This window comes from Agromyces sp. Y782, from assembly GCF_059445405.1.
In genome coordinates this window covers 2,162,131-2,174,261 of record NZ_JCAIUG010000001.1, presented here as the reverse complement: position 1 = coordinate 2,174,261, position 12,131 = coordinate 2,162,131, and the positions used below count along the sequence as shown (strand labels likewise).

Annotated in this window: 15 protein-coding genes; 4 read left to right on the top strand and 11 right to left on the bottom strand. The window is 69.8% G+C overall.

Going from position 1 to position 12,131, the window contains the following annotated elements; translation table 11 throughout:
• The first annotated feature begins 1 nt into the window (after position 1).
• Positions 2-226, top strand: coding sequence for a hypothetical protein (locus AC1C2S_RS10060; protein WP_495352380.1), 225 nt, complete (start codon positions 2-4; stop codon positions 224-226).
• Here the strand turns inward: AC1C2S_RS10060 and AC1C2S_RS10055 are convergent.
• On the bottom strand, positions 195-860 hold the full coding sequence (locus tag AC1C2S_RS10055) for a VIT1/CCC1 transporter family protein (RefSeq protein ID WP_495352379.1): 666 nt from the start codon (positions 858-860) through the stop codon (positions 195-197). The genes AC1C2S_RS10060 and AC1C2S_RS10055 overlap by 32 nt on opposite strands.
• A 119-nt stretch (positions 861-979) precedes the next feature.
• Here AC1C2S_RS10055 and AC1C2S_RS10050 point away from each other — a divergent pair, with 119 nt between their 5' ends.
• Complete coding sequence (locus tag AC1C2S_RS10050) at positions 980-1,207, top strand: PLDc N-terminal domain-containing protein (RefSeq protein WP_495352378.1); 228 nt, start codon at positions 980-982, stop codon at positions 1,205-1,207.
• Here AC1C2S_RS10050 and erm read toward each other — a convergent pair.
• The 10 genes from erm to AC1C2S_RS10000 form a co-directional block, all read right to left on the bottom strand.
• Entirely contained in the window at positions 1,188-2,015 is an 828-nt protein-coding gene (erm, locus tag AC1C2S_RS10045) for a 23S ribosomal RNA methyltransferase Erm (protein ID WP_495352377.1), read from the bottom strand. The genes AC1C2S_RS10050 and erm overlap by 20 nt on opposite strands.
• Before the next feature lie 202 nt (positions 2,016-2,217).
• A complete protein-coding gene (locus AC1C2S_RS10040) occupies positions 2,218-2,781 on the bottom strand; it encodes a hypothetical protein (protein WP_495352376.1) in 564 nt (187 codons plus the stop codon).
• Positions 2,778-3,197 (bottom strand): pilus assembly protein CpaE, encoded by a 420-nt coding sequence (locus tag AC1C2S_RS10035; protein ID WP_495352375.1) that lies wholly within the window; start codon positions 3,195-3,197, stop codon positions 2,778-2,780. The genes AC1C2S_RS10040 and AC1C2S_RS10035 overlap by 4 nt, the downstream gene beginning before the upstream one ends.
• Positions 3,194-3,913: an endonuclease/exonuclease/phosphatase family protein gene (locus tag AC1C2S_RS10030; RefSeq protein WP_495352374.1), complete on the bottom strand. Its 720-nt coding sequence runs from the start codon at positions 3,911-3,913 to the stop codon at positions 3,194-3,196. Before AC1C2S_RS10030 ends, AC1C2S_RS10035 begins: the two co-directional genes overlap by 4 nt.
• An 80-nt stretch (positions 3,914-3,993) precedes the next feature.
• Positions 3,994-5,151, bottom strand: a complete 1,158-nt coding sequence (locus AC1C2S_RS10025) for an alcohol dehydrogenase catalytic domain-containing protein (protein WP_495352373.1) — start codon at positions 5,149-5,151, stop codon at positions 3,994-3,996.
• A gap of 10 nt (positions 5,152-5,161) precedes the next feature.
• Positions 5,162-6,019 (bottom strand): phosphonatase-like hydrolase, encoded by an 858-nt coding sequence (locus AC1C2S_RS10020; protein ID WP_495352372.1) that lies wholly within the window; start codon positions 6,017-6,019, stop codon positions 5,162-5,164.
• The gene (locus tag AC1C2S_RS10015; RefSeq protein ID WP_495352371.1) at positions 6,016-7,152 is read right to left on the bottom strand and encodes a TIGR03364 family FAD-dependent oxidoreductase; all 1,137 of its coding nucleotides are present in this window, start codon (positions 7,150-7,152) and stop codon (positions 6,016-6,018) included. The genes AC1C2S_RS10020 and AC1C2S_RS10015 overlap by 4 nt, the downstream gene beginning before the upstream one ends.
• Positions 7,149-8,972 carry a phosphonate ABC transporter, permease protein PhnE gene (gene phnE, locus AC1C2S_RS10010; RefSeq protein WP_495352370.1) on the bottom strand — a complete coding sequence of 608 codons (1,824 nt, stop codon included), beginning with the start codon at positions 8,970-8,972 and terminating at the stop codon, positions 7,149-7,151. The genes AC1C2S_RS10015 and phnE overlap by 4 nt, the downstream gene beginning before the upstream one ends.
• A complete protein-coding gene (gene phnC, locus AC1C2S_RS10005; RefSeq protein ID WP_495352369.1) occupies positions 8,969-9,835 on the bottom strand; it encodes a phosphonate ABC transporter ATP-binding protein in 867 nt (288 codons plus the stop codon). Before phnC ends, phnE begins: the two co-directional genes overlap by 4 nt.
• A 58-nt stretch (positions 9,836-9,893) precedes the next feature.
• Entirely contained in the window at positions 9,894-10,823 is a 930-nt protein-coding gene (locus AC1C2S_RS10000) for a phosphate/phosphite/phosphonate ABC transporter substrate-binding protein (RefSeq protein WP_495352368.1), read from the bottom strand.
• Between the two features lie 185 nt (positions 10,824-11,008).
• On the opposite strand from AC1C2S_RS10000, the gene AC1C2S_RS09995 reads away from it, so the two are divergent.
• Both AC1C2S_RS09995 and AC1C2S_RS09990 read left to right on the top strand, forming a co-directional pair.
• Positions 11,009-11,641 (top strand): GntR family transcriptional regulator, encoded by a 633-nt coding sequence (locus AC1C2S_RS09995; RefSeq protein WP_495352367.1) that lies wholly within the window; start codon positions 11,009-11,011, stop codon positions 11,639-11,641.
• Complete coding sequence (locus tag AC1C2S_RS09990; protein WP_495352366.1) at positions 11,638-12,108, top strand: OsmC family protein; 471 nt, start codon at positions 11,638-11,640, stop codon at positions 12,106-12,108. The genes AC1C2S_RS09995 and AC1C2S_RS09990 overlap by 4 nt, the downstream gene beginning before the upstream one ends.
• Positions 12,109-12,131 lie beyond the last annotated feature (23 nt).

Below are 12,131 nucleotides of genomic sequence, written 5' to 3'. Positions count from 1 at the left end.
AGTGGCTCCCGATTCCTTGCCGCTCGCCCTCATCTGGGTGCCGGTCGCCCTGCTCGCGATCGCCATCGTGGTCGGCATCGTCGTGCGCTGGATCCGTGCTCTGCGCGGCACGCAGGACTCGATCATCGAGTCGGTGCAGGAGCAGGAGTCGCACGGCTCGGAGCGCGGCACGGGCGACGGCGACACCAGCCCGCTCAGAAGACGAGGAGACCCGCGAGAAAGCTGAGCCCCATCGTCGCCACGCCGATGCCGATCGTGCGGCGCAGCGCCCGGGGCACGGAGGTGTGCGCCGACAGCGCGATGAGCACGCTCGTCACGGCGAGCGAGATGAGGGTCGCGACGGCGACCGCCCACTCCTCCCAGGCTGCGGGATAGGCGAGCAGCATGATCAGCGGAAGCAGCGAGCCGGTGGCGAGTGCCGCCGCGTTCGCGAGCGCGCCGAGCAACGGGCCCGAGGCCGGCATCGGGTCGTCGATGCCGTGCTCCGCCTCGAGTTGGGCAGCGACGGCGTCGTGCGCATGCATCCGCTCGGCAACGTCGCGCGCCAACCCGGGTGGCACCCCTCGCTCGACGAAGTGCTCGGCCAGGTCGGCGAGATCGTCGCTGGCATCCTCGCGGATATCGCGCTCCGTCTCGGCGATCAGCGCTTGCTCGTTGTCGCGCTCGGCCGCGAGCTCGGCGTACTTCGCCCCGAAGCCCGCGACGGATCCCGCGACGAGAGCCGAGAGCGAGGCGACGAGGAGCGTCGTGCTCGATGCGCCGGCGCCGGCGAAACCGAGCAGCACACCGGCGGTGGTGATGATGCCGTCGTTGGCGGCGACGGCGAAGTCGCGGGCCGCGTCGGTGCGGTACCACCTCATGCGCCCTCCCCGTGCCGATGCACCCATTCTGGCGGTGAACACCCGAATGCACGGGGCAAGTCGATAGCCTGTCGGTGACGAGCAACTGCTGCGTACGACTGCGACGAACGGATGAGACATTGGACGGATTCTTCGCCTGGAACCTCGTCGCACTCGTCGTGGGCGTCGGGTACCTCGCCGTCATCGTCTGGGTCGTGTCGCGCATCTTCCGCACCGACGAGCTGAACGAGCTCGAGCGGTGGGTCTGGGCGATCGCCGTGATGTGCTTCCCGCTCGTCGGATCGATCGTGTGGTTCGCCGCCGGCCCGCATCCATTCGGCATCCGCATCACTCGCGACCTCCGCTAGCATCTCGCACAGCCGACCAGACGGCGGCCCACTGCCGCCCGGTGAGGCGGCTGGGCAGCACCCGATCGGGCAACTCGAGTGAGCGCAGCAGGCGCCGGGCTCGTTCGATGCGCATCGGCCGGGAGGTGCGTGCGAGGATCTGCGCCAATCCGTTGCCCCGCCCCCGGTAGACCTCGGCGACGAACCCCTGGTACGCCGCGAGCTGAGCCTCCGCGACGAGTGGCTGCCGGCGACGTTCGATGCTGAACACCCCGCCGTCGACCGAGGGGGCGGGGCGGAACGCACGGGCCGGCACCCGGTCGTGCAGGTTGAACGCGAACCACGGATGCCACTGCGCCGTCAGGAGACTCGAGCCGCCGACCCCGCAGCGGCGCCGGGCGACCTCCCACTGGGTGAGGAGGATCGCGTCGGTCCAGTGCGCGCGGGCGAGGAGCGAACGCATGATGGCCGTCGTGAGATGGAACGGCACGTTGCCGACGACGACGTGCGGCTCGACGGGGTACCGCCACGCGAGCGCGTCGGCCTGCACGACTGTCGCCGCACTGCCGAGATCACGACGCAGCGTGGCCGCTCGCCGAGGGTCGATCTCGAGCGCGGTGAGCGGCCTCCCGAGGTCGACGAGCGGGCGAGTGAGTGCACCGCTCCCGGCACCGAGCTCGACGATCGGGCCGCGTGTCGCGGCCGTCAGCGAGATGAGTCGGTCGATGACGCGGCGGTCGACGAGGAAGTTCTGGCCGAGTTCGTGCCGGCCGCCGACGTCGGACGCAAATGGGTGGGCAGAGGTGGAAGAAGAAGTGTGTGTGCGCAATGAAAGCTCCGCTGGCGAGGATCGTCAGCCGGGCACGCCGAAGACGCACCGCGGCCAGGAAATGGCCGAGGCGGAGGGACGCGAAAAGTGTTCGGTCGCCCCGCCTCAGGCGGTGCGGGGCCGAATGATCATTGCCGAGAAATTACAGGACACGATCGTCGACACTAGCAAATGCGCAAATCGCGCGCAGCCCGGAAGCAGCTCAGGCGCCCGACGGCGGGTTCACGAGCAGCTCGATGCGGTCGGCGAGATACCGGTCGAGGGCGGTGAGCGCGTCGGGCCCGGCCGGATTCCAGCGTACGAACACCGCATCGCCGACGACCACGAGGGGTCCGGATGCCCCGGCGCCAGCCAGTTCGACGTGGCTGACCGGTGCCGCGTCGAAGTTCACGGTCTCGCCCTCGCTGAAGCCGCCCTTGATCGCGGCAGCCCGAAAGGCGCGCTGCTCGGCGATCGCCGCCGCCGGTGTGCTGCGACGGGCTGGAAGTTCGGCCCGCACCACCCTGCCTGTCGCGAAGAGGTCGCCGTCGGCAGCGAGGAGCAGCGCACCGAGCCGCCACACCCGGCCGAGCGAGCTCATCCGCGCAGCGCGCGGGATTCCCACGACTCGCCGTTCCGGCACGTACTCGGCGAGCGCTTCGTCGCGAGCTGCGCCGGCACGGAGGGCGGCAACGGCCTGCGCGACCGCTTCCGTAACGCGCTGCGCGACGGTGAGCCCGCCGGCATCACCCATGCCGGCCGGCGCGTCGCCCGCGGCATCCGTCATCGCGACCGGCCGATGAGTTCGAGCAGGGCGCGGCCGTAGGCCTCCGAGACATCCGGATGCTCGAAGCGCCGCTGTTCGCCGGCGAGATCGACCTCGACCTCGAACGCGTCGTCGAGTCGCCGGAGCGCACGGAACGTCGATCGCAGCAACTCCCGGAGCTGGTCTTCTCGGGGCAGCCACACGGCGTCACCGATCGAGACCGAATCGAGCGCCCATTCGGTGGTGCCGTTGAACCCGAGGATGGTGCCGGTGGGGAACCGGTGCGCCTCGATCGTCATCTCGCTGACCGTGAAGACATCGGCCTCGACCTCGGTCTCGACCGAGTCGGGCAGGTCGAGCTGAAAGCGGTCACCTGATTCCGGATGCCACGTGAGCCCGGCTTCCCGCAACGCGAGTGCGAGCTCGCGGCTGATCACGCGGCGCCCGCCACGTCGGGCTCTGCCGGTTCGGCCGCGGCGGCCGGCACACTGTAGTTCGCATTCACGAGGATCGGCATGTGATCGGACGAGCCTCGCGTGAGGGTCTCGATGCTGACGATGTCGAGCCCGACCGACGTCGCGAGATCGAAGTGCCCGCGGAAGAACTTGTACCGCGTGTACGTACGCTTGTCGCTGAGGGTCAGGTCGTACCCCGAGTCGCGCACCTTCTCGCCGAGGTTCTCCTTGAAGATCGGGTAGTTGTAGTCGCCGACCATGAGCGTCGGCAGGCCTGGCCCGAGAAACTGCAGCTCGCCGAGCGCGGACTTGATCTGGTGCCGTCGCAACGAGTTGAGCGCGGTCAGCGGCGCCGCATGGAACGAGGCGACGATCACCTCGCGCTGCGCCTCCAGATCGAAGAGACGCACTCCGATGAGCCGCTCGTGAGCGGGGGCCAGCACGCGGTCGTGGAGCGACTTCTTGAGCATGAACGCCTGCACGCGCACCGCCCGGAACCGGTCCGCGCGATAGTACAGCGCGAGGCCGAGGCGGTTGCGCTGCGTCGCATCGGCGAGCTCGAGGTCGTGGATCTGCTGCGGCAGGTCTTGCGTGTCGCACTCCTGGAGGCACAGGATATCGGGCGAGTACCGCTCGACGATGCCGACGAGTTCGCCGCTCGCCCGGTGCTTCCGAAGGTTGTAACTGATCACGCGCATGATCGAATCAGCCTACGACTCCAGGCACCGGACTTGCCCGGAATCTCGCGTGCGGTGCCGTTCGCACAGGAATCGCACCGTCACACGGGCCGTCGGCCGGGCGCCACCCCGACTCGCACATGCAGGCCGGTCGCGGCTTCGTCGATGGCGAGGTCGAGTTCGGTGAGTGGATGCGTCGCGCCCACGAGTTCGTCGAGGGGCAACTCCCGCCACGACCGCTCGAGGAACTCGACCGCGCGCACGAGCTGGTGGGCCGCGTAGTTGTGCACCCCGGTGATCGTCACGAGTCGACGCACGAGCGTTTCGGGGTCGAGGCTCACCGCCGACCCTGGCGAAACACTGCCGACGAGCACGACGACGCCGCCGACCCCGATGGTTTCGACCACGGTGCGCACCGCGGCGGCGGATCCGGATGCCTCGATCGCCACGAGCACTTCGGGCATCCCCCGCGCGGCGAAGCGATCCAGCGCGGACTGGAGCCGTTCGGGAGACTCGCCACGCGCACCCGGGTCGACGGCGACAGCGCCGAGCCGATGGGCGAACGCGCGCCGCGAGGCATCCGGATCGGAGACGATGACCTCGGCGCCCGACTCGATCGCCATCGCCGCGACCGTGAGGCCGATCATTCCCGCCCCGGTCACGAGCATGAGCGCCCCGTCGAGGTCGGCCCGCACGGATGCCGCGTCGAGCGCCGCCACGGCCGTCGCCGTCGCGCACGAGGCGGGCGCCGCCACCGATGCGGGCAGCATCTCGCTCACCTGCACCGTCGTCGTACCGGCGCGCAGCTGCACGTGGGTGGCGAACCCGCCCGAGAGTTCCCAGCCACGGTGCACGCGCTCGTGCCCGTACTTGGCGAGCGACCGGCACTTCTGGGTGAAGCCGCGACGGCACCGATCGCAGTCGCCGCAACTGACGGTGACCGACCAGACGACGCGGTCGCCGAGTCGGAGCGGCACCCCGTCTGCGCGCATCGCGCCCTCGCCGACGGCGACGACGCGGCCGACCTGCTCATGCCCGAGCACCAGGGGCGCGGGCGCGGCGCGATGGCCCCGCACGGTGTGCACGTCGGAGCCGCAGATCGTCGCGAGCTCGACCTCGACGAGGGCTTCCCCCTCTGCAAGCCGCACGCCGGGCGCGGCGAGCGCATCGTGCGGCCGCCCTGGCTCATTCCAGACCATCGCGACGGGCGAGGGTTTCACGATCACGTCGAGTTCACCGACCCGCACTATGGTGTGCATCGAGACTCGCCTACTGCCCGCGCAGGCCGAGCAGCGCGGGCAGTTCGGTGATGCTGTCGATGACGGCGTCGGCACCTGCCGCGTCGAGGGCGTCACGGTCGTGTGCGCCGGTCAGCACGCCGACGACGAGACCCGCGCCGGCGTTCACGCCCGACTCGATGTCGCTCACGGTGTCGCCGACGACGACGATCGCATCGACCGCCGACGCACCCGTGCGCAGCAACGCCGTGAGCGGCAGGTCGGGGTACGGCCGGCCACGGCCGGCATCGGCCGGCGACAGCACGAGGTCGACGAGGCCGTGCCAACCGAGCGAGTCGATGATCGCGTCCCGGGTGACGGCCGAGAATCCGGTGGTGAGCGCGACGGATGCCCCGGCCTCGCGCAACTCCCTGATGACGTCGGCTGCGCCCGCGATCTCGGCGACGCCCTCGCTCGCGACGAGCTCCGCGTAGGCGCCCTCGAACGCCGTGTTCGCCCGCTGCGCGGCAGCTTCGTCGCCGTCGCTGAGCACGCGGAAGACCTCGATCTTCGACTGCCCCATGGTGTCGCGTACGTACTCGAGCGCCGTCTCGAACTCCCCCTCGGGCACGATGCCGGTGCGATCGGCGGCGAGCGCGAACGCCCGCTCCACGACGCCGTCGTCGGCCACCGTCGTGCCGGCCATGTCGAGCACGACGAGTTCGACGACGCCGTCTTCGAACTCGTCGTCGAGGTCATCGGCATCGAGCTCGCGCTCGAGGTCGAGGTCGCGTTCGAGGTCGTCGGCTTCGAGATCGGCGGCCGCCTCGGTGACTTCGCCGAGTTCGGCCGGTCCGTCGATCTCGTCGAATTCGTCGTCTACGACGCCGACGGGCGGGTTCGTGGTCATGATGCGCCTTTCTGCAGGGTGGTCGTGAAGGTGTCGACGACGTGGTCGGCGAGCCCGAGCCCCGTCGTCATGCCGATGCCGGTCGTGGCTGCGACGAGGTGCACGCCGGGCTCGACCTCCTCGATGAGGAAGTCGTCGGGCCCGCTCGCGTAGACGCCCTGCCAGCGCTCGACGACGCGCAGAGAATCGATGCCGAAGAGCTCGCGGGTCACGTCGAGGAGCGACTCGAACGCGAACTCGCTCTGGAACGGGGCCACGGTCGCACCGCGAGCGTGCGTGTCGCCCACGATGAGGGTGCCGTCGGGTAGCTGCGTGTACATCTGGTTGAGGTCGAGCGCGGCCAGCGCGGGCTGTTCGGCGTGCAGTCGTTCGCGCAGCGCGGATGCCGCGGAACCGGCTGAGAATGCGCCGTACCGCACGAGCGACCATCCGGTCAGGAGCGGTGCGGCCAGCGGCATCCGCAGCGACGCCGAGACGCGCAGCATGTCGAGTGCGCAGCGCACGATGCCGTGCCGTTCGGCGACCTCGGGGTAGAGCAGGTCGATGTCGTGGTTGACCGCGACGACGACGCGGTCGGCGTCGATGCGGCCTCGACTCGTGTCGACCCGGCCGGGCCGCACACGACCGACCGCGGTGCGGCGTCGGAACTCCACGCCCTCGCGCTCGAGGTGGTCGGCGAGCGCGGCGACGGCCTGACGCGGGTTCGCCTGCAGGTCGCGCGGGAGGAACGCGCCGCCGACGGTCCTGCCCGGGGCCAGCGGCATCCGCTCATCGGTGTCGGCTGCTGAGAGGAGCTCGACCTCACCAGCGCCGCGCACGCCGGCGAACTCGCGCAGCACTGCGAGCTCGTCGTCGTGACGCGCGGCGACGAAGGTGCCCGACTCTCGGAGCCACACCCCCGCGTCCCGCGCGAGGCCGAGCCACAGTTCCCGCGATGCGAGCGCGAACTCGCGGGCGAGCCCGGCTTGCGGTGTGAAGCACAGATGGCCGAAATTGCGCACGGATGCCCCGGACGGCTCGCTGCCCCGTTCGATCACGACGACCCGCTGCCCGCGCCGGTGGGCGGCGAGCGCCGCGCCGAGGCCGATGACTCCCGAGCCGACGACGGCGACGTCGTAGCCTGCACTGCTCATCGAAACACCCGCCGCATCCACATGGCGATGCCCTCGACGATCAGCACCGTGACGAGGATCATCAGCACGATCGCGGTGACGACCGCATAGTTCGAGCCCTGCCCGGCGTTCAGCAGGTAGTAACCGATGCCGCCGCCGCCCACGATGCCGAGGATCGTCGCCGCGCGGATGTTGGTGTCGAGCAGGTAGAAGCTGTGGCCGATGAGCGCGCGAGTGCCCTGCGGCACGGTCGCCGAGGCGTAGACCTGGCCGCGACTCGCACCGGTCGCCCGCAGTGCCCGCTCGGGGCCTGGCTTCACCTCTTCGAAGGAGTCGGCGATGAGCTTGCCGAGCAGGCCGATGCCACCGAACGCGAGCGCGAGCGTGCCGGCCTGGCTGCCGAGGCCCGTGATGACGATGAGCACGATCGCGAGGATCACCTCGGGGATGCCGCGGATGACGACGAGCAGCAACCGCATCGAGGTGCGCACCGCGGCGTTCGGGGCGACGTTGCGCGCGGCGAGCGATCCGATGAAGACCGACACGACGAACGAGAGCAGGGTCGCGGCGAGCGCGATGCCGATCGTCTGCGCCATCGCGCCGAACATCGTGGCGGCGTCGTAGTTGCCGAAGCTCGGCGGCCAGAACGCCGCGGCGATCGCCGGCACCTTCGCCCAGAACGTGATGAGGTCGCCCCACTGGATGTTGCAGACGAGCACGCTGCCGACGACGACCGCGAGCGCGATCCAGCCCCAGGCGGCGTTGCGGATCCGCACGGCGTCCCACGGGCGGCGAAGCGCCGCCGCAATCGTCGGTCGAGTAGCCGACGAAATCTTCGTCGGTCGAGTAGCCGACGAAGGAGGCGTATCGAGACCCGCCGAGGCGGTCTCGAGACGCTCGCCGGCGCTCGCTCCTCGACCAGCGGCTGCACGATCCTTGATGTTCGCAACCCCGCGCACCATCCGGTCGCCGAGGCCCCGCCCCGTCGGCGCCACGCCCAGCATGGCCTGCCGAACGACGCTCGAGACGATCTCCATCACGACGCAGAGCGCGAACATGACGAGCGCGATGCCGAGCCCCTCGGAGTAGTTCAGCGACTTGAACGCGAACGACATCTCCATGCCGAGACCGACGACGCCCACATAGCCGAGCACGACCGAGCCGCGCAGGTTGATGTCGTTGCGGTGCAGCACGGTCGCGACCCACGACGGCAGCACTTGCGGGAGGATGCCGCTCGTGAACTCCTGCAGCTTCGAGCCGCCGGCAGCACGGACGGCGCGGCGCGGACCCTCGTCGATCTGCTCGATGGCGTCGGCGAAGAGCTTCGAGATCATCCCGATCGAGTGGATGCCGATCGCGAGGATGCCGGGCAGCGAACCGAGCGAGAACATGAGCACGAAGACCATCGCGAGCACGACATCCGGGATCGCACGGGTGAGCACCGTGACGAAACGGCCGAACGCCTGCCAGCCCCGGCCCGGTGTCGTGTTCGATGCAGCGAGGTAGGCGACCGGCACCGAGATGACCGCCGCGAACAGCGTGCCGCAGAGCACGAGACCGATCGTGAGCGCGGTCAGGTAGATGAGCTCCCCCGGCTCGGGGAAGGTGATGGTGCCGACCCGCGCGAAGAACCGCTCGGCGTTGCCCCAGCTCTCGATCATGCTCGGGATCGAGATGCCCGAGTCGGTAATGGCGATGACGGATGCCACGACGATCGCGCCGAGCGTCAGGGCCGCGGCGATCCGTTCGGGTGAGCGTCGGCGACGGGGCGCCCGCTCGGCGAGCGACGACGTCAGTGGCGGCGGAGCCGAAGGGGCCGACGTCACGGTGGTGAGGCTCATGATCGCAGCGCGCCTTCGGGCACGTGGGTCGCGGCGTCGTCGGCCGCGGCATCCGCAAGCTCGGTCTCGATTGCCTCGAGCTCGGTCGTCGAGGTGGCGACCCGGCCGTAGATCTCCATGACCTCCGCCTTGGAGAGGCCCTCGGCCGGCGTGTCGAGCACGACCTCACCGTGGCGCAGACCGACGATGCGGTCGCCCCACGAGAGCGCGAGGTCGACCTGGTGCAGGCTGCACACGACCGTCAGTCCCTCGTCCATCGCGATCTCGCGGATGAGGGACATGACCTGCTCGCTCGACTCGGGGTCGAGCGAGGCGACGGGCTCGTCGGCGAGGAGGATCTCGGGGCCCTGCATGAGCGCTCGCGCGATCGCGACGCGCTGCTGCTGGCCGCCCGAGAGGGTGTCAGCGCGCTGGTAGGCGCGGTCGAGCAGTCCGACCCGGTCGAGATGGCCGAGGGCCGTGAGCTTGAGCCGCCGCGGGTAGCTCCAGAGGCCGAGGCGCGGCCCGCGCAGCTCGGCGAGTGCGCCCGTGAGCACATTCTCGAGCACCGTGAGCGAGGGCACGAGATCGAACTGCTGGAAGACGAAACCCATGCGGCTGCGCAGGGCCCGGAGGCGCCGCCCCGTGAGGCGCGGCACCTCCTGGCCGAGCACCCGCACTGAACCAGAGGTCGGCGTCTCGAGGCCGTCGAGATGCCGCAGCAGCGTCGACTTGCCCGAGCCCGAGAGGCCGAGGAGCACCACGATCTCGCCTCTGGCGACCGTGAGCGATGCCCCCTGCAGCGCCACCGTGCGGCCGAACTCCTTCGTGAGTGCGGTCACCTCGATGACGACTCGATCCTCGTTGCCGACTGGCTTGCTCATGCGGTGCTCCGTGTTCCGGTTCCGTGCAGTTCTTCGACCGTGGGTCAGGTGCCGGGGGTCAGCCCTGGCACTGCTCCGCGTTCGTCTCCTCGCAGATGTCGCGAATCGTGTCGTAGTAGGCGTCGTCGACGGGCGAGGTCGCGAAGAACACACTGCGGAACGCGTCGGTGTCGGCGCTCTCGATGCCCGCGGCGATGATGTCGTCGATCGTGACCTCGCCGAGGATCTCGGTCAGTTGCGTCTTCAGTTCTTCGGGCAGCGTGTTCGAGATGACGATCGGCGCACCCGGCACCATGGTCTCGGCGATGACCTCGACCTTGTCGCTCTTCTCGACCTCGCTGTCTTCGGCGAAGCCGGCCTCGCACTCGACGCCCTCGCCGGTCTTGGTGACCGAGACGTCGTGCTTGCCCGCGAACACCGGCGTGACGTCGGTCTCGGGGTCGATGCCCTCGTTCAGCAGGTTGAAGCTCGGGAACAGGTAGCCCGAGGTCGACGACGGATCGACGAAGCAGACCTTCTTGCCCTCGAACCCGGCGAGGTCGGTGATGTCGCTGCCCTTGGGCACGATCGCCTGCGAGAAGTAACCGGGCTCCTGGCCCTCCTCAGTGATGATCGAGGAGATCGGGGTGAGGGCTGCGCCGTTGTTCGTCGCCGTCACGTAGGTGAAGCCCGAGAAGGAGGCGACGTCGATCTTGCCGGCGACGGCGGCTTCGATGAGCGCGGCGTAGTCGGTCGACTCGTGGTACTCGACCGTCTTGCCGGTCTCCTGCGCGATGTAGTCCATGAGGGGCTGGTAGTTCGTCTCGGTGTCGACCGAGTCGGGCACGACGCCGAAGACGAGGGTGTTCTCGTCGACGGCGAACTTCACATCGCCCGAGGCATCCGCTGCGGAGTCGTCGGCCGCGGAGGGCGACGAACAGGCCGCGAGGCCGACGGCGAGCAGGGCCGCCGCGGCGATCGCGGGCCAGGCCTTGGTGTTGAGCTTCATCGGAAACCTTTCATGACCGCTGCGCCCGGGGCGGGCGCACGCTGTGTGTGTTCCGTTGGCCCACGGTAGGCAGCGGCCGCCAACGCCGGGCGGCGGCGTGGTTACCGGGAGGTGAACCCCGTGCGGCGCGTGAGCGCCATGGCGAATGGATGCAATACCCGCTATTGCATGCAATAATTCTCGATATGACGGTCTACAGCGAACTGCGCGGGCTCGTGCTCGCCGGCGCACTCGACAGCGCGACGAGGTTCAGCGAGTCATCGCTCGCCGAACGGCTCGACGTCAGCAGAACCCCCGTGCGCGAGGCATTGCAGCGGCTCGAAGCCGACGGACTCGTCGTCGCGCAGGGCCGCGGCGTCCGCGTGCACGTGCGCGACGCCGCGGAGCTCGCCGAGTTGTACGAGGCCCGTGCCATGCTCGACGGCCACGCGGCATCCGCTCTCGCGAACCTCGTGCGCCGCGGCGAACTTGCGCCCGCCCGTCTCGCCGAACTCGAAGCCATCGCCGATGACACGGACGCGCTCACGCGCAGCGGCGACCTGCCTGCAGCGACCGAGCGCAATCGCCGCTTCCACCAGCACATCGCCGAGCTCGCCGGCAACACCGTCATCGCCGCGACGCTCGACCGCTATTGGGACCAGATCATCGTCTCGACGCGCCACCGGCTTGGCGAACGCGAGCGCGTGGTGTCCGTTCACGACGAGCACACCGGCATCCTCACCCACATCGTCGCCGGCGACGCCGACGGCGCGCGGGCCGCAGCCTCAGCCCACGCCCTCACGACCAGCCGCATCGCCACCGAACGGAGCCCGGAATGACCACGACCCATCGCTACGAAATTGGCCTGCGCTGGACCGGCAACCTCGGCACCGGCACCTCGACGCATCGCGGGTACGGTCGCGACCACGACGTCACAGCCGACGGCCCTCCGCCGATCGCGGGCTCCTCCGACCCGTCGTTCCGGGGCGACCCCGCGCGCTGGAACCCCGAGCAGCTGCTCGTCGCCTCACTCGCGCAGTGCCACATGCTCTGGTACCTCGCCCTCGCCGCAGGCGCGGGCGTCGTCGTCACCGACTACACGGATGCCCCGACCGGCACGATGCTCGAAGAACCGGGCGGCAGCGGACAGTTCAGTGAAGTCACCCTGCGTCCGCGGGTCACGATCGACGCGAGCAGCGACCCGCAGCTCGCGCACGAACTGCACGAACGCATCGGCGACTACTGCTTCATCGCGCGCTCGGTGAACTTCCCGGTGCTGCACGAAGCGACGACGCTGACCGCCTGAGCCGCGGCGTCAGCGACATCCCC